At 70.4% G+C, this 23,332-nt stretch carries 22 protein-coding genes; 10 read left to right on the top strand and 12 right to left on the bottom strand.

What is annotated here, in order from left to right; all coding sequences use genetic code 11:
* The first annotated feature begins 92 nt into the window (after positions 1–92).
* Positions 93–1,469 carry a S8 family serine peptidase gene (locus AB0F17_RS35645; RefSeq protein WP_358031880.1) on the top strand — a complete coding sequence of 459 codons (1,377 nt, stop codon included), beginning with the start codon at positions 93–95 and terminating at the stop codon, positions 1,467–1,469.
* 91 nt (positions 1,470–1,560) lie between these two features.
* Entirely contained in the window at positions 1,561–3,258 is a 1,698-nt protein-coding gene (gene sppA / locus AB0F17_RS35650; RefSeq protein WP_358031882.1) for a signal peptide peptidase SppA, read from the top strand.
* Positions 3,259–3,277: 19 nt separating this feature from the next.
* Here sppA and AB0F17_RS35655 read toward each other — a convergent pair whose 3' ends face one another.
* The 5 genes from AB0F17_RS35655 to AB0F17_RS35675 are packed head-to-tail and all read right to left on the bottom strand — an operon-like array spanning position 3,278 to position 7,154.
* Entirely contained in the window at positions 3,278–3,760 is a 483-nt protein-coding gene (locus AB0F17_RS35655; RefSeq protein ID WP_358031884.1) for a flavin reductase family protein, read from the bottom strand.
* A gap of 40 nt (positions 3,761–3,800) precedes the next feature.
* Complete coding sequence (locus AB0F17_RS35660) at positions 3,801–4,724, bottom strand: ABC transporter substrate-binding protein (RefSeq protein WP_358031886.1); 924 nt, start codon at positions 4,722–4,724, stop codon at positions 3,801–3,803.
* Positions 4,725–4,760: 36 nt separating this feature from the next.
* Positions 4,761–5,432, bottom strand: coding sequence for an ABC transporter permease subunit (locus AB0F17_RS35665; RefSeq protein WP_358031887.1), 672 nt, complete (start codon positions 5,430–5,432; stop codon positions 4,761–4,763).
* Positions 5,429–6,103, bottom strand: a complete 675-nt coding sequence (locus AB0F17_RS35670) for an ABC transporter permease (protein WP_358031888.1) — start codon at positions 6,101–6,103, stop codon at positions 5,429–5,431. Before AB0F17_RS35670 ends, AB0F17_RS35665 begins: the two co-directional genes overlap by 4 nt.
* Complete coding sequence (locus tag AB0F17_RS35675; RefSeq protein ID WP_358031890.1) at positions 6,096–7,154, bottom strand: ATP-binding cassette domain-containing protein; 1,059 nt, start codon at positions 7,152–7,154, stop codon at positions 6,096–6,098. Before AB0F17_RS35675 ends, AB0F17_RS35670 begins: the two co-directional genes overlap by 8 nt.
* Before the next feature lie 267 nt (positions 7,155–7,421).
* Between AB0F17_RS35675 and AB0F17_RS35680 the strand changes: the two genes are divergently transcribed.
* Positions 7,422–8,927: a hypothetical protein gene (locus tag AB0F17_RS35680; RefSeq protein WP_358031891.1), complete on the top strand. Its 1,506-nt coding sequence runs from the start codon at positions 7,422–7,424 to the stop codon at positions 8,925–8,927.
* A 16-nt stretch (positions 8,928–8,943) separates the two neighbouring features.
* On the opposite strand, the gene AB0F17_RS35685 is transcribed toward AB0F17_RS35680, so the two are convergent.
* The 6 genes from AB0F17_RS35685 to AB0F17_RS35710 all read right to left on the bottom strand — a co-directional run bounded on the left by AB0F17_RS35685 (position 8,944) and on the right by AB0F17_RS35710 (position 15,429).
* A complete protein-coding gene (locus tag AB0F17_RS35685) occupies positions 8,944–10,110 on the bottom strand; it encodes a lipid-transfer protein (RefSeq protein ID WP_358031893.1) in 1,167 nt (388 codons plus the stop codon).
* Positions 10,111–10,177: 67 nt separating this feature from the next.
* Positions 10,178–10,591, bottom strand: a complete 414-nt coding sequence (locus AB0F17_RS35690; RefSeq protein WP_219533735.1) for a MaoC family dehydratase — start codon at positions 10,589–10,591, stop codon at positions 10,178–10,180.
* Positions 10,591–11,616 carry a bifunctional MaoC family dehydratase N-terminal/OB-fold nucleic acid binding domain-containing protein gene (locus AB0F17_RS35695; protein ID WP_358031895.1) on the bottom strand — a complete coding sequence of 342 codons (1,026 nt, stop codon included), beginning with the start codon at positions 11,614–11,616 and terminating at the stop codon, positions 10,591–10,593. The genes AB0F17_RS35690 and AB0F17_RS35695 overlap by 1 nt, the downstream gene beginning before the upstream one ends.
* The gene (locus AB0F17_RS35700) at positions 11,613–12,767 is read right to left on the bottom strand and encodes an acyl-CoA dehydrogenase family protein (protein ID WP_358031896.1); all 1,155 of its coding nucleotides are present in this window, start codon (positions 12,765–12,767) and stop codon (positions 11,613–11,615) included. Before AB0F17_RS35700 ends, AB0F17_RS35695 begins: the two co-directional genes overlap by 4 nt.
* The gene (locus AB0F17_RS35705; protein ID WP_358031897.1) at positions 12,767–13,810 is read right to left on the bottom strand and encodes an acyl-CoA dehydrogenase family protein; all 1,044 of its coding nucleotides are present in this window, start codon (positions 13,808–13,810) and stop codon (positions 12,767–12,769) included. The genes AB0F17_RS35700 and AB0F17_RS35705 overlap by 1 nt, the downstream gene beginning before the upstream one ends.
* Complete coding sequence (locus tag AB0F17_RS35710; protein WP_358031898.1) at positions 13,810–15,429, bottom strand: AMP-binding protein; 1,620 nt, start codon at positions 15,427–15,429, stop codon at positions 13,810–13,812. Before AB0F17_RS35710 ends, AB0F17_RS35705 begins: the two co-directional genes overlap by 1 nt.
* 242 nt (positions 15,430–15,671) lie before the next feature.
* Here AB0F17_RS35710 and AB0F17_RS35715 point away from each other — a divergent pair, with 242 nt between their 5' ends.
* The gene (locus tag AB0F17_RS35715; RefSeq protein WP_358032310.1) at positions 15,672–16,274 is read left to right on the top strand and encodes a TetR family transcriptional regulator; all 603 of its coding nucleotides are present in this window, start codon (positions 15,672–15,674) and stop codon (positions 16,272–16,274) included.
* Positions 16,275–16,308: 34 nt separating this feature from the next.
* Here AB0F17_RS35715 and AB0F17_RS35720 read toward each other — a convergent pair whose 3' ends face one another.
* Positions 16,309–17,271 (bottom strand): helix-turn-helix domain-containing protein, encoded by a 963-nt coding sequence (locus tag AB0F17_RS35720; protein ID WP_358031900.1) that lies wholly within the window; start codon positions 17,269–17,271, stop codon positions 16,309–16,311.
* A gap of 78 nt (positions 17,272–17,349) precedes the next feature.
* Between AB0F17_RS35720 and AB0F17_RS35725 the strand changes: the two genes are divergently transcribed.
* The 6 genes from AB0F17_RS35725 to AB0F17_RS35750 all read left to right on the top strand — a co-directional run bounded on the left by AB0F17_RS35725 (position 17,350) and on the right by AB0F17_RS35750 (position 23,267).
* On the top strand, positions 17,350–18,288 hold the full coding sequence (locus tag AB0F17_RS35725) for an NADP-dependent oxidoreductase (protein WP_358032312.1): 939 nt from the start codon (positions 17,350–17,352) through the stop codon (positions 18,286–18,288).
* 48 nt (positions 18,289–18,336) lie between these two features.
* Entirely contained in the window at positions 18,337–19,329 is a 993-nt protein-coding gene (locus AB0F17_RS35730; protein WP_358031902.1) for a sigma-70 family RNA polymerase sigma factor, read from the top strand.
* Between the two features lie 43 nt (positions 19,330–19,372).
* Positions 19,373–20,491 carry a steroid 3-ketoacyl-CoA thiolase gene (locus AB0F17_RS35735; RefSeq protein ID WP_358031903.1) on the top strand — a complete coding sequence of 373 codons (1,119 nt, stop codon included), beginning with the start codon at positions 19,373–19,375 and terminating at the stop codon, positions 20,489–20,491.
* An 87-nt stretch (positions 20,492–20,578) separates the two neighbouring features.
* A complete protein-coding gene (locus AB0F17_RS35740) occupies positions 20,579–21,604 on the top strand; it encodes an MBL fold metallo-hydrolase (RefSeq protein WP_358031905.1) in 1,026 nt (341 codons plus the stop codon).
* 25 nt (positions 21,605–21,629) lie between these two features.
* On the top strand, positions 21,630–22,304 hold the full coding sequence (locus tag AB0F17_RS35745; RefSeq protein WP_358031907.1) for a FadR/GntR family transcriptional regulator: 675 nt from the start codon (positions 21,630–21,632) through the stop codon (positions 22,302–22,304).
* A gap of 15 nt (positions 22,305–22,319) precedes the next feature.
* Positions 22,320–23,267, top strand: coding sequence for a DNA polymerase ligase N-terminal domain-containing protein (locus AB0F17_RS35750; protein WP_358031908.1), 948 nt, complete (start codon positions 22,320–22,322; stop codon positions 23,265–23,267).
* Positions 23,268–23,332 lie beyond the last annotated feature (65 nt).

Below are 23,332 nucleotides of genomic sequence, written 5' to 3' on the forward strand. Positions count from 1 at the left end.
CTTACATGCGTCACTTGGGAAACAGGGACATCACCTTTCACGTGCGTGGGGACTGAGCAGGCAAGACGGCTCACCCCACCACGGAGGAACCAGTGAAGCTACGACCGCTGCTGACCGGCCTGCTCGCGCTCGCCACGGTCTCGGCCGCGCTCGTCGCGGCCCAGGCGGGCCACGCGGACAGCCTCGGCGTCGGCGGGCCGCTCATCAGCCCGGCGCTCGTCGAGGAGATGAAGACGACGCTGCGCGTCCGTTCGATCGTCGAGCTCCATCCCGGCCAGGACGGCGAGGCCGTCGCCCGGGACATCATGGCGGCCTCCGGAACGGCGCGGATCATCGAGACGGCGAAGTCGCCGAACTTCTTCGTGGCCGAACTCGACGGCGTGTGCCTGGACAGGCTCAGGAGCGACCCCCGCGTCAAATCCGTCTACAAGGACGAGCTGAGCTCGACGTTCCTGGACGAGAGCACCAAGGTGATCGCCTCCGACCAGGCCAACGCGGCGGGCTGGACCGGCAAGGGCACCACGGTCGCCGTCCTCGACACCGGCATCGACGACGACCATCCGTTCTTCACCGGCCGGATCGCGGACGAGGCCTGCTTCTCCTCCGCGAACCCGAGCGCCGAGGCCGTCTCGCTCTGCCCGAACGGGCAGCCCAGCCAGACGGGCCGCGGCGCGGCGAACGCCGAGACCCCACTGTGCATCACGAACGGGCTCAACCAGTGCCAGCACGGCTCGCACGTGGCGGGCATAGCGGCGGGCGCGATGGTGCGGGGCGCTCCGTCCAACGGCGTGGCACCGGGGGCGGCCATTCTGCCGATCCAGGTCTTCACCCGCATCAACAGCTCCGCGGCCTGCTCGGCGGCGGGCGCCCGATCGGCTCCGTGCTTCCTGAGCTATACCTCGGACCAGAAGCTCGGGCTGGAGTACGTCGAGAGGGCGGCGAAGAGACTGCACATCGCCGCGGTCAACATAAGCTTCGGCGGCGGCATCTTCACCCAGCCGTGCGACGACGATCCGCGGGCCGGCGCGCACAAGGCGCAGTTCGACGCCCTGCGGGCGCTCGGCGTCGCGCCCGTGGTGGCGGCGGGCAACTCCGGCCACGACGGCGTCGCCTCTCCGGCCTGCGTCTCCAGCGCCATCACGGTGGGTGCCACGGACGACACCGACCAGATCGCCTGGTTCTCCAACCGCGGCGCGATGCTGGACGTGTTCGCCCCCGGAGTCAAGATCAATTCGTCGGTGCCCGACGACACCTGGGCCGAGCTGAGCGGCACCTCGATGGCCGCGCCGCACGTGACCGGCGGCTTCGCGGTGATGAGGCAGGCCTTTCCCACCATGAGCGTCGAGGAGATCGCGCGGCGGCTGCAGAACACCGGCATGGACATTCCGTACAGCGTCGACCTCGCCCAGGTGAACACCGAGCGGATCAACCTCGCCAGGGCCATCGGGCCGGCCCGCCCCGGCGTCTGAGGCCGCGCCGCGTCACGGTCGCTGACCACGTCCGGCCATCGGCAGGAGTTGGGTAACCCATGACCGACTCCTGCCGCTTAGGGTGGCTTTTATGGACGCAGGCAAGGCGATCTTGGACACGGTTGACAGGTATCGCCAGCGGCGCACCGCCCCGCTGGTGCTGGAGCTCGATCTCACCGAAGGGCTCACTGAAGGACCGCCGGCGGACCCGCTCTCCGCCGTGCTGTCCATGCGCAAGACGCGACTGTCCGATGTGCTGTCGGGGCTCAAGCGGGCCAGGCAGGACTCCAGGGTCAAGGCACTGGTCGTGAAGATCGGCGGCAATCCGCTCGGCCTGGCGATGGTGCAGGAGCTGCGCCAGGCGGTGGCCCACTTCCGCGCCTCGGGCAAGCTGACCGTCGCGTTCGCCGAGACGTTCGGCGAGTTCGGCAACGCCACCGTGCCCTACTACCTGGCCACCGCGTTCGAGCGGATCTACCTGCAGCCCAGCGGCGACGTGGGGCTGACGGGCGTGGCGCTGGAGCAGCGGTTCGTCAAGGGCAGCCTGACCAAGCTGGGCATCGGCTACGAGGGCGGCCAGCGCCACGAGTACAAGACCGCGGCCAACATGTTCACCCAGGACCACATGACCGAGCCGCACCGCGAGTCGATGACCCGCATCGTCGAGTCGGTCATCGAGCAGGTCACCGCGGGCATCGCCGAGGGCCGCCGGCTCGACCCGGCCAAGGTGCGCGAGCTCGTCGACCGCGGGCCCTTCATCGGCGCCGAGGCGCTGGAGGCCGGTCTGGTGGACGGCCTGGCCTACCGCGACGAGGTGTACGACGAGGTCAGGCAGGCCGCGGGCAGTGACCCGCACCTGCAGTACATCTCCAGGTACGCCAGAGCCGCGGCCGTGCGCAAGCTGCCGCACCCGACGGCCGACGGCATCGCGCTCATCCACGGCAACGGGCAGATCAGGTCCGGCCGCAGCGGGCGCAGCCCGCTCGGCGGCGGTGGCGCGATGGGCTCCGACACGGTGAGCGCCGCGCTGCGGGCCGCCCGGCGCGACGAGCACGTCAAGGCGATCGTGTTCCGGGTGGACAGCCCCGGAGGCTCGTACGTCGCCTCGGACACGGTCTGGCGCGAGGTGGTGCTGGCCCGCAAGGTCAAGCCGGTGATCGTGTCGATGGGCGACGTGGCCGCCTCCGGCGGCTACTTCGTCTCGATGGCCGCCGACGTGATCGTCGCCCAGCCCGGCACGCTGACCGGCTCCATCGGGGTGTTCGCCGGCAAGCCGGTGATGCGCGAGCTGCTGGAGAAGGTCGGCGTCAACTCCGAGCTGGTGGCCGAGGGCACCAACGCCGGCATGTTCTCCGCGACGCGTGCCTGGTCCCCCGAGCAGTGGGAGCGGGTCAACGCCTGGCTCGACCGTATCTACGATGACTTCGTGGGCAAGGTCGCCGAGGGTCGCGGCCTGACCCGCGACCGCGCCCACGAGCTGGCCCGCGGCCGGGTCTGGACCGGCTCCGACGCGCGGTCCTGCGGCCTGGTGGACGAGCTGGGCGGTCTCGAGGACGCGCTCGGCATGGCCAGGAAGCGCGCGGGCCTGGGCGCGGAGGCGCCCGTACGGGCCTATCCGCGGCTCAACCCGCTGGAGCGGCTGCGCGGCCCGGAGTCGAGCGAGGACAAGGCCGCCGCGCTGACCCGGGTCCGCCTGGACGCCTGGGGGCCGTTCGCCCGGCTCTCCGCCGAGCTGGGCTTCTCGGCCGCCGGGCCGCTGTCCCTCCCCGCCTGGTACAGGATCCAGTGAGCCCGCTGTACGCGCCGGGTCAGGCGCCCATCGGGCGGTAGCGGCCGCGGAGTCGTACCAGCGGCTGGAGAGAGGCCGTGACGTACGGCACCGCGAGCACGCGCGCGATGAACAGCGTGTGATCCCCGGCGGGGACCACCTGGGTGGTCTCCGCCTCCAGGGCCGCGACGCCGTTCTCGACGACGATCGCGTCCGAGTGGGTGCCGCGGTGGTGCGCGGTGCCCGCCACCAGGTGGCGGGCGCTGGGCCGGCCGGCGGCGGCGAAGCGGCTGGCGATCGCGGCCTGCCCGGCCGACAGGAGCGAGGCCGCCCAGCGGTCCTGGCGCAGCAGCACCTCGCAGAGGTAGCCGTCGCTGCGCAGGCTCACCAGCACCAGCGGCGGCTCCAGCGAGACGGACATCAGCGCCGAGACCGTGGCGCCCAGGTCGTCGCGGTCGTCGCGGACGGTGACCACCGCCACGCCCGCCGCGAGCTGCGCCATCGCCTCGGTGAACTCGCTCACGGCGAGAGCCCCCGAAGTCCGGGGACCCTCGCCGGGCGGGTCAGCCGAGGCCGTTGGAGGTCAGCCATTCCTTGGCCACCGTGGCGGGCTCGTCCTTGTTGACGGCGATCTTCTGCATCATGTCGAGCAGCGACTGCGTCGTGAGCTTGGCCGAGATGGCGTTGAGCGTGGTGGTGATCGTGTCGTTCATGGCCGCCTTGTTGACCAGCGGCGTCACGTTCTGGGCGGCGAAGAGGTTCTTCGTGTCCTGGAGCGAGACGAGGTTGTTCGCGGCGATCTTCGGGTCCGTGCTGAACACGTTGCCGACCTGGACCGTGCCGTCCTTGATGGCGTCGGCCGTGGTGGCGCCGGTGGCCTTCCAGTCCTTGAACTCGATCCCGTAGACCGACTTCAGCTCGGCCTCCCAGCGCTGCTTGAACTCGGGCGGAGCGCCGATGACCCAGGTCTTGGACACCTTGGCCAGGTCTTCCATGGAGTTGAGCGACCCCTTGGTCTGCTCGTCCTTGGTGATCGTCAGGGTGTCCTTGTCCTCGGCGGGCGAGGAGTCGAGGACCTCCAGCTCGGGCGGCAGCTTCGTCTTGAGCTCCGCGTTGACCTCCTCGGTGGTCTTCGCCTTGGTCGCCTTGTCGACGAAGGCCAGCAAGTTGCCGTTGTACTCCGGCACTATGGTCAGCCCGCCGCTCTTGACCTGGTCGTAGATGACCTCACGGGTGCCGATCCCGGGCTTCTCCTCGACCTGTACGCCCTTGGCCTCCAATGCCTGGGCATAGATGGAGGCGAGCAGCGTGTTCTCGTCGAAGTTGGCGGAACCGATGATCACCTTGCTGGCGCTCGCGGACGCCGAGCCGCTGGGCGCCGCGCTCGTGGTGCTGAGCGGGTTGCCTCCACTGCCGCCGCCCCCACACGCGGCCAACGCGAGCGTCGCCGACAGCAGCACCGCCGCAGTGCTGAACATGCGTTTCATTGATATTTCCTTCCTAAGCGGCAGGTATTAGAGAGATTAGCGGACCTTGACCCGCTGACTCACCCCTGGGGAGACCGTCACCCGCCGAACGACGGTGAACAGCACCTGCACGACAAGCGCGAACAACACAATCAGTACTGAACCCCCGACCACGCTGGCGTAATCCTGCGTGGCGAATCCGTCGATCACGAACCGGCCGAGCCCGCCCAGCCCGGTGTAGGCCGCGATCGTGGTGGTGGCCACCACCTGGATGGCCGAAAGCCGGAGTCCCAGCAGGATCAGCGGCAGCGCCACGGGCACCAGCACCCGCCCGAGCACCTGCCCGCCGCGCAGCCCCATCCCGTAGGCGGCGTCACGGAGCTCCGGGTCCACGGCCCTGATTCCCTCGAAGGTGTTGACCAGGATCGGCGGTATGGCCAGCAGCACCAGCGGGATGATCACCGGCAGGATCGACGCGGTGCCGAGCAGCAGCACGAACAGCACCAGCAGCCCCAGCGTCGGCAGCGCCCTGGCCAGGTTGGCCGTGACGACCACACCGAGACCGCCCTTGCCGGTGTGCCCGATCAGCAGGCCGAGCGGGATCGCGATCAGCACGGCCAGGACCAGCGCCATGAGCGAGAATTCCAGGTGTTCGAGCAGCCGCGTGGGGATGCTCGCGGGTCCCGACCAGTTCTCCGCCTTGCCGAAGAACTCCAGCAGCCAGTTCACGCGGACCTCCTAGCCCTGACCCAGGGGGTCAGCAGCCGCTGCGCGAGCACCAGGAGGCCGTCGGCGACCAGGGCCAGCAGCACGATCAGCACGATGCCGACGAGCGCGGGCGGCACGAACGGGTTCTGGTAGGCCCGGGTGAACAGCATCCCCAGACCACCCTGCCCGATCAGCGCGCCGACACTCACGAGGCTGATGCTGGAGACGGCGACCACCCGCAGCCCGGCGAGCACGACGGGCGTCGCGATCGGCAGCTCGACCTGCACCAGGCGGCGCAGCGGCGTGAACCCCATAGCGATGGCCGACTGCCGTACGTGCTCGGGCACCGCACCGAGCCCGTCCACCACGGACGGGATGAGCACGGCGCAGGCGTAGAGGGTCAGCGGCACGATCACGGTCGTCTTCGACAGGCCGGTGATCTGGATGAGCAGCATGAAGACCGGCAGCGAGGGGAGCGCGTAGAAGATGTTCATCACGCCGGACGTCGGCTGGAAGAGCCAGCGCCACCGTACGCAGGCCAGCCCCAGCGGCAGCGCCAGGACCAGCGCGACGACGATCGGCACCAGGGACATGATCAGGTGGTCGCCGAGCAGGTTCTTGATGCTGTCGACCCGTCCGGTGTCCCAGTTGCGGGCGATCCACTCCCATACGGAAGGAGGGCCGTCAGCCATCGGCCGCCTCCGCCAGAGCCTCGTCGAGCGCCTCTCTGGTGGCCACGCCGACGACCTTGCCGTCCTCGTTCACGGCCACCGCGCAGCCCGACGGCGACAGCAGTGCCGCGTCGAGGGTCGAGCGCATCGAGTCGCGGCCGAGCACGAACGTCCCGTACGACTCCAGCTCGGTGGGCCGCTCGCGCGAGATCCAGCCCACCGGCCGGTCATCGGCGGTGACGACGAGCAGCCACGGCTCGTCCGTCGGGCCCTCGAACCCCTCGGGCACGGTCAGGTCGGTGCGCAGACGCAGGTCCTTCGTCGAGATGAACTGCAGGCGCCTGATGCCCCGGTCATGACCGAGGAACTCACGGACGAAGTCGTCGGCGGGCTCCGACAGCAGCGTCTTGGGATCGGCCAGTTGCGCCAGCTTGCCGCCCACACGCAGGACGGCGACCCGGTCGCCGAGCTTGATGGCCTCGTCGATGTCGTGGGTGACGAAGACGATGGTCTTGTTCAGCTCCGACTGCAGTCTGAGCAGTTCCTCCTGGAGGCTGGTGCGCACGATCGGGTCGACCGCGCTGAACGGCTCGTCCATGAGCAGCACCGGCGGGTCCGCCGCGAGCGCCCTGGCCACGCCGACACGCTGCTGCTGACCGCCGGACAACTGGAACGGGTAACGCTCGCCCATGACCGGGTCGAGCCCCACGCGTTCGAGCAGCTCCATGGCCCGGTCCCGGGCCTTCTTGCGGTCCCAGCCGAGCAAATAGGGGACGGTGGCAATGTTGTCGACGATCTTCCGGTGCGGGAAGAGTCCCGCCTGCTGGATGACGTACCCGATGCCGCGCCGCAACGTCGGCGGATCGATGCCCTGCACAGGCACGCCGTCAAGGAGGATCTGCCCCTCTGAGGCATCGATCATCCGGTTGATCATTCGGAGGGACGTCGTCTTCCCACAACCCGAGGGGCCGACGAACACGGTGATCTCACCTGTCGGCGCCTCAAGGCTCAGGTGATCAACGGCGACCGTGCCGTCCGGATATCGTTTGGTGACGTCGTCAAATGTGATCACGCGCGACCTCTCGCGTTCGTGGCGGGGGCCGCAGTTCCCCCTGCTACAGCCACCGCATGATCTCTCAGAGCGACCAGACTACGGTGATCCTGCCCGCTCTGTCCCCTCAGTCCCATCTGAAACGCTTCAGGTAGCTGCAAGTTTCATGCGAAATACGGTGCTGGTAGTGCGCTTTACCTGGGTAAGTTGGCATGATTACTACCACAGACATCGACGCCGCACCCCCCACCCTCAAGCGTCCGTATTTCAGCAAGAGGATCCGGCCCCGTGACACACTCGCTCACCGATCACCCCTCCCGGGCCGAACTGATCGCGGAGCTCTACGACCGTTACGCCGCCGGGCTGTTCGCGTACTGCGCTGACCAGCTCGGGGACCACGGTTCCGCAGCCGACGCCCTGGTGTCCGTCCTCTCGGGCGTCCCGGCGACGCCGCCTCCGCGCGCCGCTCTGTTCGCGTTCGCCCGCCGCGAGATCCTCCGCCGTGATGTCGTCTACGCGCCTTCGGTGGTCGACCCGCTGATCGACCCGGCGTCCGCGCTGGTGGAGCGGGCGCTGCGGGAGCTGCGCCCGCACCAGCGCGAGGTGCTCGTGCTGGGCGAGGTGTGCGGGCTGGATCTCGCCGAGCTGGCCTGGGTGCTCGACGTGGCGCCCGACACGGCGGAGGAGCTGGCCACCAGCGCCGCGCACCGCTTTCGGCAGGCGCTCGACACCGCCCTGGCCTATGTCGGCCCCCGCGTGTCCAAGCCGGTGGCCGACGTCTACGGGGCGCTCGGCGTCGCGCCGCTGCGCGACGTGCTGGGGCGGTTGCCGTGGCCGCCGCCGCCCGACTATCTCCACAAGCGCTTCGCGCCCCGGGTCATGCCTGGTCGTACGGCGGCGCCGATGTTCGTCAAGCCGCTCTGGCCGGGGCCGCCGACGTGGCCTCTGCCGTTAGGCGAGGCGGATCCGGCGACCAGCACCGGGATCTTCCCGACGGAGCTGCTGACGCCGCCGTCGCCGTCACGGGTGCCGGAGCACGAGGCCCCCACGATGCCGATGCCGAAACTCCGCGACCCGTTCGGGCCTGACCAGACGCTTTCCGGGCTCGGGCGGCTGGAGGGGCCCGGCCGCGTTCCCACCGGTCCCGGCCAGGCACCGCTCGGCGCGGACCAGGCTCCCGCGAGACCGCGGTTCTTCACGCCCCGGCCGTCGAGCGCACGGTCATCCTGGGAGGCCCTTTTCGGCCCGCGCCCGCCCAAAGACGCACCCTCTGGCGCGAAGCCGTCCCAGGATCCGCTTTTCGGTGCGTGGCCGCCCGAGGACGCGAAATCGACGCGCGACGGGCTGTTCCGTCTGCCGCAGCCCGCCGAGCCGGGCTCTGCCAAACCGGACAGCGAGCCTGTGACGAAGCCGCCGTTCCCGCTCTCGGCGTCCATTCCGGGGGACGTGCTGGACGACGACGCGGTGACCCAGGAGCTGCCCGCCATCGGTGACATCCTCGTGCACAAGGGCCAGGCCAGGGAGCCGGGCTCCTTCTTCGTTCCGAGGACCGCCAAGGAGCCCGTCTACCGGATGCCGGCCCCGCTGTTGTTCCCGCCCAGCGTGGACGACCTGCCCATCGTGGACGACCTGCCCGCCGACGACTTCCCGGACATGCCGGCCATACCGGAAGCCCGGGTACGGCCCGTCCGGGACAAGCACTACGACTGGGCGTGGGAGCTGATGGGGTTCCTGGTCTGCGTCATCATCGCGATGCTCGTGTTCTTCGCGGTTCCGCTCATCATCGGCCCGTGACCTCCGAGCCGGCGGGTCAGTCGGCCGAGAGGATCAGGCCGCTGGTCGGGACGCCGGTGCCGGCCGTGACCAGGACGTTGCGCACTCCGCTCACCTGGTTGGCGGAGGTGCCTCTGACCTGGCGTACGGCCTCGGCGATGCCGTTCATGCCGTGGATGTAGGCCTCGCCCAACTGGCCGCCGTTCGGGTTGACGGGCAGGCGGCCGCCGAGCTCGATGCCGCCGTCCTGGAGGTAGCCGGGGGCCTCTCCCCGGCCGCAGAATCCGAGCTCCTCCAGTTGGGCCAGGACGAACGGGGTGAAGTGGTCGTACAGGATGGCTGTCTGGATGTCCTGCGGGCTCAGGCCGGACATTTCCCATAGGCGACGCCCGACGACTCCCATCTCGGGCAGACCGCTCATGTCATCGCGGTAGTAGCTGGTCATCATCATCTGCCCCACGCCCGCGCCCTGCGCGGCGGCCGTGATCACGGCCGGGGAGCGGCGCAGGTCCCGGGCCCGTTCGGCGGTCGTGACCACCAGGGCCACGGCCCCGTCGCTCTCCTGGCAGCAGTCGAGCAGGTGCAGCGGCTCCACGATCCACTTGGACGCCTGGTGTTCCGCCAGGGTGATGGGGCGGCCGTGGAACCAGGCGGCGGGGTTCGTGGAGGCGTGCCTGCGCATGGCGACGGCCACCCGGCCGAAGTCCTCTGAGGTGGCGCCGTAGGTGTGCATGTACCGCTGGGCGAACATGGCCACCCACCCGGCGGGCGTCATCAGCCCGAACGGCACGTGCCAGCTCATCTCCAGCCCCTGCGAGGTCGGCTGCCCGCCCAGACGGGCGTCGGGCTGCCCGAACCTGCGGCCGGAGCGCTCGTTGAACGCCCGGTAGCAGACGACGGTGGTCGCCGCGCCGGTCGCGACGGCCATGGCGGCCTGCGCCACCGTGCCGCACGCCGCGCCGCCGCCGTACTCGACCCGCGAGAAGTAGGTGAGCTCACCGGCGCCGATCTCGCGGGCCACGGCGATCTCCTGGTTGGTGTCCTGGGTGAAGGTCACCATCCCGTCCACGTCACCCGGCGCCACCCCGGCGTCGTCGAGCGCGGCGAACACGGCTTCGGCGGCCAGCCGCAGCTCCGACCGGCCGGACCGCTTGCTGAACTCGGTGGCGCCGATGCCCGCGATGGCGGCCTGGGACTTGAGCACTTACCGCTCCTTCGTTGAGGTGATCAGGTCTCGTGCCGCCGTTGCGTCGGCAGGACCACCCGCGAGGTCAGGGGGCCGAGGGGAGGGTGAGGGTGATCGTGCCGGTGGCGTGGTCGCCGAGGCTGACCTTGCCGCGTACCTCGACCGTGAACTCCCCCGCCTCCCGCGAGACGATCGTGCCGTTGAAGCTCAGCCGGTCGCCCGCGTACGCCGGGACTCCGAGCTTGACCTTGATGCGCCTGATGATCGCCTCAGGACCCGCCCAGTCCGTGACGTACCGTTCCACCAGCCCCATCGTGGTCAGGATGTTGAGGAAGATGTCCTTGGAGCCCTGTGCGCGGGCGCCCTCGACGTCGTGGTGGACCGGGGTGAAGTCCATGGTGGCGAGGGCGGTGGAGACGACCACCGTGGGCGTGAGGTCGATCGACAGCTCGGGAAGCACCGAACCGATCTCGACCTGGTCTTCGGTCAGCGTCCGCATCACGACTCCCATGGCGCCCACATAGGAAGAACAAGTTCGTCGTCCAAAGCACGATAAGTCGTACGCAACGACATACCGATACCCACGGCGTCCGGCGGGCAGTCCACGATGTTCCCTACGATCCTCACCCCTTCTGGCAGTTCCACCACTGCCACCACAAAGGGCGTCTCGCGTCCCGGGACCGGGGGGTGGTGGTGCACGACATAGCTGTAGACGGTGCCCTCGCCGCTCGCCACGGTGTGGGTGCGGTTGGTGGAGCGGCAGGCGGGACATATCGGGCCTGGCGGGTGGCGTAGCTCGCCGCAGTCGGCGCAGCGCTGGATGCGCAGCTCGCCCTGCTGGACGCCTTCCCAGAAGAAGGCCGTGTCGTCGTTGACGGCGGGCCGCAGCGGGTACGGCTTGCGGCTCGCCTCTGGGGAGGGTGCGGCGGCGGGTGACGGCGGCGGCGCCGCGGTGCGTGGGCGAAATTTAAGGATTCGGAACATCATCTCGGCCACTGGGTCGTCCGTGTCGCCGTACCAGGTGACGTTCCAGGTGGCGAAGTAGCCCTCGCCGAGTGCCGTCCGCTTCGGGCCCACGAGGCTGGTGAAGCGGGTCGACGGGGTCAGGCGCTCGCCCAGCCGGGCGTACCGGTGATAGGTCTGCTCGCAGTTCGTCGCCACCACGCCCGTGTAGCCGTGCGTGTTCAGGGCGGTGATCATGTCGTCGACCGGCGAGCGGTCCTTGGTGCCCCGGCGGAGGCCCTGCATGGTCCAGACCTGGATCATCGCGGGTGGGGCGAGACCTTTGTCGAGGTAGGCCGGGTTCGTGTCGCCGAGGGCGTCGAGCCAGTGCCTGATCATGGGCGCGTTCACCGGGTCCGGCGCGGCGGCACCGCGTACCTCCCCGAGAGCGGCCTGCTTGTCCGCCAGCTCGCGCAGTTCCCGGTCCGCGCTCGGGGCGTCGGTTGGCTGGGCGTCTGTCGTTGGGGCGTCTGTCGTTGAGGCGTCGGTTGGCTGGGGGTCCGTCGGCTGGGCGTCCGTCATCGGGGCGGCCTCGGGAGGCTCAGGCCGAGCATCGCGATCAGCTCGCGTTGCACCTCGTTCACCCCGCCGCCGAACGTCAGCACCACCGCCCCCTTCACCCCGTGGTCGAAGCGCTCCAGGAGCTCGGCCGTCTCCGGGTCCGACGGATCCGCGTAGCGGGCCAGGATGTCGCCGATGAGCCGGCCGACCTCCTGCACCCGCTCCGAGGCGTAGATCTTGGTGGCCGACGCGTCGGGCGCGCCCAGCCAGCCGAGGTCCATGTTCGCCGCGACCTGCCAGTTGAGCAGCTCGTTCGTCCGGAAGTAGGCCCGCACCCGGCCGAGCGCCCGTCGTACGTCCGGCTGGTCCACCAGCCCGGCACGGCGCGCCCAGGCCAGGAAGCGGTCGTAGGTCTGGCCGAGGTTCCCGGCGGGGCCGAGCGTGACGCGTTCGTGGTTGAGCTGGTTGACGATCAGGTCCCAGCCCTTGTCCACCTCGCCCACGACCATGTTCGCCGGGACGCGGACGTCGGCGTAGTAGGTGGAGTTCGTGTGGTGGCGGCCGTCCATGGTGACGATCGGCGTCCAGGAGAAGCCCGGGTCGTCGGTCGAGGCGATCATCATCGTGATGCCCTTGTGCTTCTTGGCATCGGGGTTGGTGCGGGTGGCCAGCCAGATGTGCTGGGCGTAGTGGGCGCCGCTGGTGAAGATCTTCTGGCCGTTGACGACGTAGTGGTCGCCGTCGAGCACCGCCGTGGTCCGGAGCGAGGCCAGGTCCGTGCCGGCCTCGGGCTCGCTGTAGCCGATCGCGAAGTGACACTCCCCTGCCAGGATGCTCGGCAGGAACTTCTCCTTCTGCTCCCGCGTGCCGTACTGCATCAGGGTCGGCCCGACCGTCTGCAGCGTGATGAGCGGATACGGCACGCCGGCCCGGGCGATCTCGTTGGCGAAGATCTGCTGTTCGAGCGGGCCGAAACCGCCGCCGCCGTACTCCTTCGGCCAGCCGAGTCCGAGCTTGCGGTCGCGGCCGAGCCTGCGGCAGTGCTCCATGTAGGCGGTGCCGAACGGGTCCTCGGTGATCTTGCGGCGGTCCTCCTGGGTGAGGCAGTTCTGGAAGTACTCGCGCAGCTCGTCGCGGAGCCTGCGCTGGTCGGGGGTCAGGTCGATCAGCATCAGACGAGCGCTCCGATCAGGTCGAGCTGGGCGTCGGCGCCGCCGAGCAGGTGCGTCAGGTGCTTGGCGTGTGCGAAGTAGCGGTGCAGCGGGTACGTCACGTCGAGGCCCAGGCCGCCGTGCAGGTGCTGGCAGGTGTAGAGCGCCGTGAACGCCTCGCTGACGTGGAACGCGGCCACGGCCAGGTCCTCCTCGGCCGGCAGGTCGTTGGCGAGCAGCCAGGCGCCCGACCACACGGCGACGTCGAGCGCCCGCGTGGCGATGTAGACGTCGGCGATCTGCACGGTGACCGCCTGGAACTCGGCCAGGGCCCGGCCGAACTGCTTCCTGTTCCTGATGTACTCGGTGGTCAGTTTGAGAGCACCGGCCAGCACGCCACTGGCCTGGGCCGCGACGGCCGCCGTGAAGATCTGCCGCAGACCGGAGACCGCCTCCGGACCGGCCAGCCGCTCGGCCGGCGTCCGGTCGAACACGACCGTGGCCAGCGACTCGCCGTTGGAGGCGAACTCCGGGTGCGCCGTCCACGAGCCGGTGGCCATGAACACGCCCTCGTCGGCGGTGACCAGCACGTACGCGGCTTCATTTCCGTACGGGACCCCGACCTTTCGCCCGGTCAGCACCCAGCCGTCGCCATCCCGCTCGGCGGTGGTCAGGGGCGGGTCCGCCAGCGCCCTGCCGGGTTCACGCAGCGCCACCGTGCCGACGCCGTCAGCCGACTGCGGCCGCCCCTCCGCGGGTGTTCCGTACCGGGCCATCGCCAGCGTGCTCACCAGCGTCGCCAGCGCGGGCACCGGTGCGGCCCGCGCGCCGACCTCGCGGAGCACCACGGCCAGCTCGACGGGCCCGAGCTCGGCGCCGCCCGCGTCCTCCGGTACGCACACGCTCATCAGCTCCGCCTGGCACAGCGCCTGCCAGAGCCGCTCGTCGTACGGCAGGCCGCTCTTCTCGTGCGCCTCCAGCCGCTCCGAGGTCGCCTCCTTGGCCAGGAGGTCGGCGGTCAGCGTGCGCAGGTCCTGTTGAGTGTCATCCAGGTTGAAATCCACTATTTCTCCAAAAGGTGTTGCCGGCCGTGCCGGGCGAACTCCCGCTCGATCGCCGCGACGTCCTCACCGCCCAGTAATCGGATCTCCGCGCCAGTGGGACGCCACCAGACCGGGTCGGCCGTCCGCCAGCCCTCCTTCACCAGGACCCGCTTGACGACCTTGTGCGAGGAGGTTTGGGGCAGGCCCTCGGAGATGCGTACGTACCGGGGGAACGACTTGGCCCCCAGGTCGCGGCGAGAGGCGAGGAAGCCGGCGAACGCGGCGGGGTCGAACGACGCTTCCAGGACGAGCGCCGCCATGACCTGGTCTCCGGCCGCCGCGTCCGGCACGGGGTAGACGGCCGCCTCGATCACGCCCGGGAACTCCCGCAGGACCGCCTCGATCGGGGCCACCGCCAGGTTCTCGCCGTCCACGCGGAGCCGCTCGGTGCCCCGCCCGGCGAAGAACACGTAGCCGTCGGCGTCCGCGTACGCCAGGTCGCCCGACCAGAACGCGCCCTCCCGCATCCGCTCGGCGTCGGCGTCCGGGTCGTTGTAGTAGCCGTCGAACAGGCCGAGGCCGCCGGTGTTCACCAACTCGCCGACCGCCTCGTCGGGGTTGAGCAGCCGTCCGTCCTCGACGCGGCCCGGCGGGCACGGCAGGCCGGTCAGCGGGCTGCGGATCTCGATGCCCAGCGGCAGCCTGCCGAGACAGCCGGGCGGGCCCGTCGGATCCGGGCTGAGCGAGATGGCCGTCTCCGTCGACCCGAACGCGTCGATCACATGGCAGCCGAACCGCTCCCCGAACCGCCTGGTCGCCGTGGCGCTCCCCTCGTTGCCGAAGGCGAGCCTCAGAGGGTTGTCCGCGTCGTCCGGGCGTCGTGGGGTGGCCTGGACATAGGAGAGGGCCTTGCCGACGTAGTGGAGGTACGTACAGCCGTAGCGTCTGATGTCCGGCAGCAGGCCCGACGCGGAGAACCTCCGCCGCAGCACCAGCGCCGCCCCAGACGCCACGGCCGGCGCGTAGGCCGCCATGACGGCGCCGGAGTGGAAGAGCGGCATCGCGCAGTAGACGGCGTCGGTGGGGCTGAGCATCGCGGCGAGCGAGACGCCGGGGACGGCGATCTTCCGGTGCGTGATCCGCACCGCCCGCGGCCGGCCGGACGTGCCGGAGGTGAAGATCAGCATGACCAGCGCGCCAGGATCCGGATCCGGGTCGCTTATGTCCGAGGCCGTTGTGAGTGCCGAGCCCCAGTCCGGGACGGGCGCCAACGCCACTCCCAGGGCGTCGGCCACGGAGCGCGCCACCGCCTCGTAAGGCCCGTCCCACAGCAGCAGGCCGACGTCGGTGGCGCGGGCGTCGCGGGTCAGCTCTTCCACGGATCGGGTCGGGTTCAGAGCCACCAGCACCCGCCCCGAGAGCGCGGCCCCGCCCAGCAGGAACACCATCTCCGGCACGTTGTCGCAGAGCACCCCCACGTGCGGCGGCCCGTCGAAGGCGCAGGTGTTCAGCCAGGCGGCGGCGGTACGGCAGGCGGCCACGTGCGCGCGCCACGACCACACGCGATCCTCGAATAACAGCCCAGGACGGTCGTCGCCGGCCCGGGCCAGCAACAGAGCGGCGAGCGTGTCCGCGGCCATCGACCCTCCCAGCAAGCGCTCGGTCAACAGTTCCGAAAACTAGAACAGATTCTAATCTCTGTCCATAGGCGACACATCACAACAACTCCGGATATATGCCTGTAGCGGCTCAGACATGCGTCTATACAGGTTCTTTGTGACTCGCGGGTAACAAGCCGAGTTATCGAGAAATCAGATAACGTGTTCTCATGCGCACCCCGCAGGCGTCGTCCGCCGCGCCCCCCAGCGACACCGAGGGGATCATGGAGAGCCATTCCACGTCCGGCGGTCACAGCGTCCGTACGCGTAGCCAGCACCAGCGCCGCAAGCGCATCGTCCAGGCCGCCGCCGCCCTCGCCTCGCGCGGCGGCGTCGAGGCGATGCAGATGCGCACGGTCGCCGAGCGGGCGGGCGTCGCGCTCGGCACCCTCTACCGCTACTTCCCGTCGAAGATGGACCTGGTCGTGGCGGTCGTCGGCGAGGAGATCGACCTGCTGGAGAGCAGCATCGAACGCCGTCCGCCGAGCGCCTCCACCCCGGCGGGCCGCGCGGTCGACGTGCTGATGCGGGCCACCCGCGGCCTCATGCGCGAGCCCGAGCTGGCCGACGCGCTGATCCGGTCGCTGATCATGGCCGAGGTGGAGACCCCGTTCGGCGATCGGATGACGGGGCTGCTGCTGCGCGTCTCGGCCGGCCTCACCCGGGATCGGGCCAGCGAGGTGCAGCTCGACCTGGCGGGGTCGCTGTCCAGCGTGTGGGTGCAGGAGCTCCTGGAGATGCTCCGCGGTCGCCGCACGTACGAGCAGATCCAGCGCCGCATCGAAATCGCCGCCGCCCGGCTGGTGAACGACCTCTCCGCGCCGTAGTTCTCACGGCGCCGGTTTTCACGGCTCGGCGGCGTCAGACCGCAGTCCTGAAGGTGCGGCGATACGTGTGTGGGGACACTCCCAGCGACGCGTGCAGGTGTTGCCTCATGGAGGCCGCCGTGCCGAAGCCCGACTGCTCCGCCACCCGGTCCACCGGCAGGTCTGTGGTTTCCAGGAGGTGTCTGGCCCGTTCGATGCGTTGCCGGGTCAGCCATTGGCCGGGGCTCTGGCCTACCTCGTGGCGGAAGTGCCGGGTGAAGGTGCGTCTGCTCATGCCCGCGTGTTCGGCCAGGTCGGCCAGTTGCAGGGGGGTTGACAGGTGCTGGAGGGCCCAGGCTCTGGTGGGGGCGGTGCCCGAGGCCGATGGTTCGGGGACCGGGCGTTCGATGTACTGGGCTTGGCCGCCGTCCCGCCACGGGGGGACGATGCAGTGGCGGGCCACCTGGTTGGCGATCTCGCTGCCGTGGTCGCGCCGTACCAGGTGCAGGCAGAGGTCCACGCCCGCCGACGCGCCCGCCGAGGTGAGTACGTCGCCGTCGTCCACGAACAGCACATCGGAGTCCATCCGCACCTCCGGGAAGAGGCGGGCGAAGCGCTCGGCGTGCCGCCAGTGGGTGGTGGCCGGGCGGCCGTCGAGGAGGCCCGCGGCCGCCAGGACGAAGGTGGCGATGCAGATCGACACGACCCGGGTGCCCGGGCGTACCAGGGAGAGGGCGTCGAGCAGGCCGGGAGGCAGCGACTCCGGGCCGGTGATGTCCGCGAAGCCGGCGGCGGCGGGGATGACGACGGTGTCGGCGGTGGCCAGCGCGCTCGCGTCGTGTTCGACGGCGATCGCGTAGTCGGCGGACGTGGCGACGGGGCCGCCGTCGAGCGTGCAGGTGATCACCTCGTAGAGCGGCTCGTCTTCCGGACCGCGTGCCGTGGAAAAGATCCTGGACGGCACGCTCAGCTCGAACGGGATGACGTTCGCCGGCGCCAGTACGACCACACGATGCATGGCCCGATCTTTACACATCTTGGCCACTGGGCCACTCGCCGACCGGTACCCCGGCGCAGCAGGCTTGGCGGCATGAAGATGCGCGCAGTCAGCCAGGACACCCTGGGCGGACCAGAAGTACTGAAGACAGTCGAGGTGGACAGGCCCACGCCGGGGCCGACCGAGGTGCTCGTGCGGGTGCACGCGGCCGGGGTCAACCCCGCGGACTGGAAGACTCGGACCAGTGGCGGCCAGTTGGGTAAGCCACCGTTCGTGCTCGGCTGGGACGTCTCCGGCGTCGTCGAGCAGGTGGGCCTGGGCACGACCATCTACCAGCCCGGGGACGAGGTCTTCGGCATGCTCCGCTTTCCGTACGGCCACGGCGCCTACGCCGAGTACGTGAGCGCCCCGGCCCGCCATTTCGCCCTCAAGCCCGCGAACCTCGACCACACCCAGGCGGCCGCGATCCCCCTCGCCGCGCTGACCGCCTGGCAGGCGCTGGTGGACACCGCAGGGCTGAAGGAGGGCCAGCGGGTGCTCGTGCACGCCGCGGCGGGTGGTGTGGGGCACTTCGCCGTGCAGATCGCCAAGGCACGCGGCGCGTACGTCATCGGTACGGCCAGCGCCGCCAAGCACGAACTGCTCCGCGACCTCGGCGCCGACGAGCTGGTCGACTACCGCGACGAGGACTTCGCCGAGGTCGTCCGCGATGTCGACGTGGTGATCGAGACCATGGGCGGCGACTACGGCCCGCGCTCGCTGCGTACCCTGCGCGAGGGCGGCACGATCGTCTCGCTGGCTCTCTCGCTCCTGGACGCGGGCCTGGACGCGCAGGCGGCCGAGCGGGGCATCCGGTCGGCGGCCATGCTCGTCGAGCCCGACCACGCCGCGATGAAGGCTTTGGCCGCGCTGGCGAAGGCCGGGAAACTGCGGGCCGAGCTGGCCGCCGTGCTGCCGCTGGCGGACGCGGCCAAGGCCCACGAAATGGGTGAGTCCGGCCGCACGACGGGAAAGATCGTCCTCTCCGTGCGACAGTAACCGGGCCGGTCTCCGGGGTCTGTCGGTGGCGGAAGCTATACAGGGGGAATGACAGACAGGCCGTCAAACGAGGATTTCCTCCGGCAGGCTGATGCGCTGCGGCGTGAGTTGCTGGCGCACTGCTACCGCATGCTGGGGTCGGTGCACGACGCCGAGGACCTCGTCCAGGAGACCTACCTGCGCGCGTGGCGCGCCTACGACGGGTTCGAGGGGCGTTCGTCGGTGCGTACCTGGCTCTACCGCATCGCCACGACGGCCTGTCTGACGGCGCTCGACAGCCGGAAAAGGAGGCCGATGCCGACCGGGCTCGGCGCGCCGGCGTCCGAGGCGACCGGTCCCCTGGTCGAGGGGGGCAAGGTGCCGTGGCTGGAGCCCATACCCGACGGGATGGTCGGTGCCGGGGCCGACGATCCCGCCGCCATCGTCACCTCGCGTGACAGCATCCGGCTCGCGCTCATCGCCGCGCTGCAGCACCTGCCGCCCCGGCAGCGGGCGGTGCTGATCCTGCGTGACGTGCTCAAGTGGCGGGCCGCGGAGGTGGCCGAGGTGCTCGACACCACGACCGTCGCCGTCAACAGCACCCTGCAGCGCGCCCGTGCCCAGCTCGACGAGGTGTCGCCGAGCCTCGAGGACCCGGTCGAGCCGTTGACGGCCGAGCAGCGGGCGCAGCTCGACCGCTATGTGGCGGCGTTCCAGAATTACGACGTGGCGGGCATCGTGGAGCTGTTCACGAAGGACGCGGTCTGGGAGATGCCGCCGTTCACCGGCTGGTATCAGGGTGCCGACAACATCGGCCGGCTCATCGCGACCAACTGCCCCGCGAAGCAGCCCGGCGATCTGCGGCTGGTGCCGATCGAGGCGAACGGGCAGCCGGCGTTCGGGATGTACCTGCGGCGCGGCGACGTCTATGAGGCGTTCGGACTGCCGGTGCTCACGTTCACCGGCTCGCGGGTCAGCCATGTCGCGATGTTCTTCGACCTCGGCCTCTTCGACACCTTCGGGCTGCCTCGCACACTGAGCGGGACTTCCACCGGAAACTAGAACGCGTTACAGTCACGACCGGAGCATCGTTCTGGAGGCGACTGTGGGCACACCGGTGATCGTCGAGGCCGTCCGCACCCCCATCGGCAAGCGCGGCGGCTGGCTGTCCGAACTCAAACCGCAGCAGGTGCTGGCCACCGCGCTCAACGGCCTGATCGAGCGGTCCGGGATCAACCCGGCGATCGTCGAGCAGGTCTTCGCCGGGTGCGTGACCCAGGCGGGCGAGCAGGGCGGGCATGTGGGGCGGCACTCCTGGCTGTACGCGGGCCTGCCGTACCAGACCGGGGTGACCACGGTCGACGCGCAGTGCGGATCGTCGCAGCAGGCCGTGCACCTGGCGGCGGCGATGATCAGGGCCGGCGTGATCGACGTGGGCATCGGGTGCGGGGTCGAGGTGATGAGCCGGGCGCCGCTCGGCAGCAACGTCCTGCCCGCCAAGCCGAAGCCCGACGACTGGAGCATCGACCTGCCCGACCAGTTCACCGCGGCCGAGCGGATCGCGGAGCGGCGCGGGCTGACCCGCGAGCGGCTCGACTGGTTCGGGGCGCGCTCGCAGCAACTGGCCGCCAAGGCGTGGGCCGACGGGCGGTTCGAGCGGGAGATCGTGCCCGTCGGGCAGGTACGCAGGGACCAGGGCTTACGCGAGACCACCGTCGACGGGCTCGCCGGGCTCAAGCCGGTGCTGGGCGAGAACGGCAGGCACACCGCGGGCACCTCCTCGCAGATCTCCGACGGCGCCGCCGCCGTGCTGGTGATGGGCGAGGAGACGGCCTCGCGGTACGGCCTGCGGCCCCGGGCACGGATCCTGGCCCAGGCCCTCGTCGGCGCCGAGCCGTACTACCACCTCGACGGGCCGGTGGACGCGACGGCGAAGGTGCTCGCGACGGCCGGGATGGCGATCGGCGACATCGACAGGTTCGAGGTGAACGAGGCGTTCGCGTCGGTGGTGCTGTCGTGGGCGAGCGTGCACGAGCCCGACTTCGACCGCGTCAACGTGAACGGCGGCGCGATCGCGCTCGGCCACCCCGTCGGCGCCACGGGGGCACGGCTGCTCACGACGGCGCTGCACGAGCTGGAGCGCTCCGACTCGGCGACCGCGCTGGTCACGATGTGCGCGGGCGGCGCGCTGGCCACGGCCACGATCCTCGAGCGCATCACGTGACCCACCCCGGTTGAAATCCGGTACCCATCTCACCTTCTTTTCCCGCACACTCGACCGAGGACCAGCACGCTCAACGGGGGACACTGGATGAAGACGACCCGGCGCAGGCCGTACGCCGAGCAGCGCCCGCAGGACCTCGGCGGCGGGGTGTGGAGCGTGCCCGTGCCGATCCCCGGCAACCCGCTCGGCTACACACTCGTCTACGCCGTCGACTCCCCCAAGGGCCCCGTGCTGGTGGACGCCGGCTGGAACCACCCGGACGCCTGGGCGGCCCTCAGCGGCGGCCTGCGAACGCTCGGCCTCGACGTGACCGCGGTCAGAGGCGTGGTCGTCACCCACTTCCACCCCGACCACGCCGGGCTGGCCGGACAGGTCAGGGCGGAGTCCGGCGCCTGGATCGCGATGCACGAAGCGGACGCCGCGCTGGTCAGGCTCATGCACAGCTTCGCCGACGGCGAGCACCGCGACTTCCAGGCCGAGATGCTGCGGCGGGCGGGCGCCGGGCAGGAGGACGTGGCGATCGCGACGGCCGGTCGCCCGGACACGCCCGCGCTGCCCGACCGCGAGCTGCGCGACGGCGACCTGGTGGACCTGCCGGGCCGCAAGCTGCGGGCCGTGCACACGCCGGGCCACACCCCCGGCCACATCTGCCTGCACCTGGAGGACGCCGACCGCCTCTTCACCGGCGACCACGTCCTCCCCGACATCACCCCCCACGTCGGGATTTATCCCTATGACCGGGACGATGTTGATCCTTTGGGTGATTTCCTGGGGTCCCTGGACCGCGTCGGCGAGTTGGGCCCGCTGGACGCGCTGCCCGCCCATGAGTGGATATTTCCAGATGTAGCCGCGCGCGCCGCCGAGATCCGCCACCATCACGAGGAGAAGCTCCAGCGGCTCGGCGCCCTCCTGTCCGAGCGCGCGGAACCACTGACCATCTGGGAGACCGCCGCGATGATGACCTGGAACCGGCCCTGGGACGACCTGTCCCCCGTACTTCGCGGCATGGCCGCGGGCGAGGCCGCGGCGCACCTGCGCACGCTGGAGGCGCGTGGCGCGATTCGCCGCGTCCCCGGAGTCGATACGGTGCGCTTCCAGGCCCTAGAATCCTAGACATCCGATGTCTAGGGAGAAAAGCGTGGCGGTCACCGACGCAGCCATCGACAAGATCAAGCAGATGATTCTCTCGGGCGAGCTCACGCCCGGCGACCGGCTGCCGAAAGAGGCCGACCTGGCCGAACGCCTCGGCCTGTCGCGAAACTCGCTCCGTGAGGCCGTACGCGCGCTGGCGCTGATCAACGTCCTCGACGTACGGCAGGGCGACGGCACCTATGTCACCAGCCTCGAGCCGCGCCTGCTGCTCGACACCATGTCGTTCGTGCTCGACCTGCACCGTGACGACACGGTGATCCAGTTCTTCGAAGTACGCCGCATCCTGGAGCCCGCGGCGACGGCGATGGCGACCGAGCAGATGACCGACGCGGAGATCGACGAGCTCCGGGTGATCCTGGAGTCGCTGCCATCCGCGCCCACGGTGGAGGAGCTGGTGGCCAACGACCTCGACTTCCATCACCGGATCGCACGGGGTTCGGGCAACAGCGTGCTCTGCTCGTTCATCGAGAGCCTGTCCGGGCCGACGACCCGGGCGCGGATCTGGCGCGGGCTGACCCAGGAGGGCGCGATGGAGAAGACGCGGGAGCAGCACACCGCGATCTACGAGGCCATCGCCACCCGCCAGCCCGACGTGGCCCGCTCCTGGGCCACGGTGCACATCGCCGGAGTGGAATCCTGGCTGCGCAAGGCCCTCGACTAGGGGTAGATACCGTGCGTGCCCGACAAACTGGAGAAATATCGCAGTAAGCGCGACGCCAGCCGTACCCCCGAGCCCGTCCCCGGCGCGGCCCCCGAGCCGGGCGACGGCGCGGCGTTCGTGATCCAGGAGCACCACGCCCGCGCCCTGCACTGGGACCTGCGGCTGGAGCGCGACGGCGTGCTCGTCTCGTGGGCGGTCCCCAAGGGGCTGCCCGCCGATCCGAGCACCAACCACCTGGCCGTGCACACCGAGGACCACCCGATGGAGTACCTCGACTTCCACGGCGAGATCCCCAAGGGCGAGTACGGCGGCGGCACGATGACGGTCTGGGACCGCGGCACGTACGAGACGGAGAAGTGGTCCGACCGCGAGGTCAAGGTCGTGCTGAAGGGCTCGCGGGCCTCGGGGCGGTTCGTGCTGTTCCAGACGGGCGGCAAGAACTGGATGATCCACCGCATGGACCCGCCCTCCCGCGACCCCCTGCCTCCGCTCGACCCGATGCTCCCGGTCGAACGGACCCGGCTGCCGCGCGACGCGGACGGCCACGCCTTCGAGTTCGCCTGGGGTGGGGAACGCGTGCTGGTGCCGATCGACGGCGGGCGTACGGAGGCGGCCCGGCGCCATCCGTGGCTGCGCCCGCTCGCGGCGTCGTTCGGCAGCCGCGCGACAGTGCTGGACGGCGAGGTCGTCACGCTGGCGGGCACGGAGGTCCTGGTCTGCTACGACCTCCTCTACGACGACGGCCACTCGCTGGTCGCGCTGCCGTACACGGCCCGCCGCGCGGCCCTCGAAGCGCTCGGGCTGGCGTCCGCCCGCTGGCAGACCGCCCCCTCGTGGCCGGGCCAGGCCAAGCCGGTACGGCAGGCGGCCCGCGAACAGGGGTTGCCCGGCGTGCTCGCCAAGCGGCTGGACTCCCCCTACGAGCCGGGCGAGTCGAAGTCCTGGATCTTCGTCCCCGCCTGACGCCGACCGGCCGTCTTCGTCCTCACCTGACGCCGACCGGCCCTCTTCGTTCCCGTCGACGCCGA

Origin of the sequence: Nonomuraea sp. NPDC026600, from assembly GCF_040638335.1 — a bacterium.
In the GTDB taxonomy this organism is placed as follows: domain Bacteria; phylum Actinomycetota; class Actinomycetes; order Streptosporangiales; family Streptosporangiaceae; genus Nonomuraea.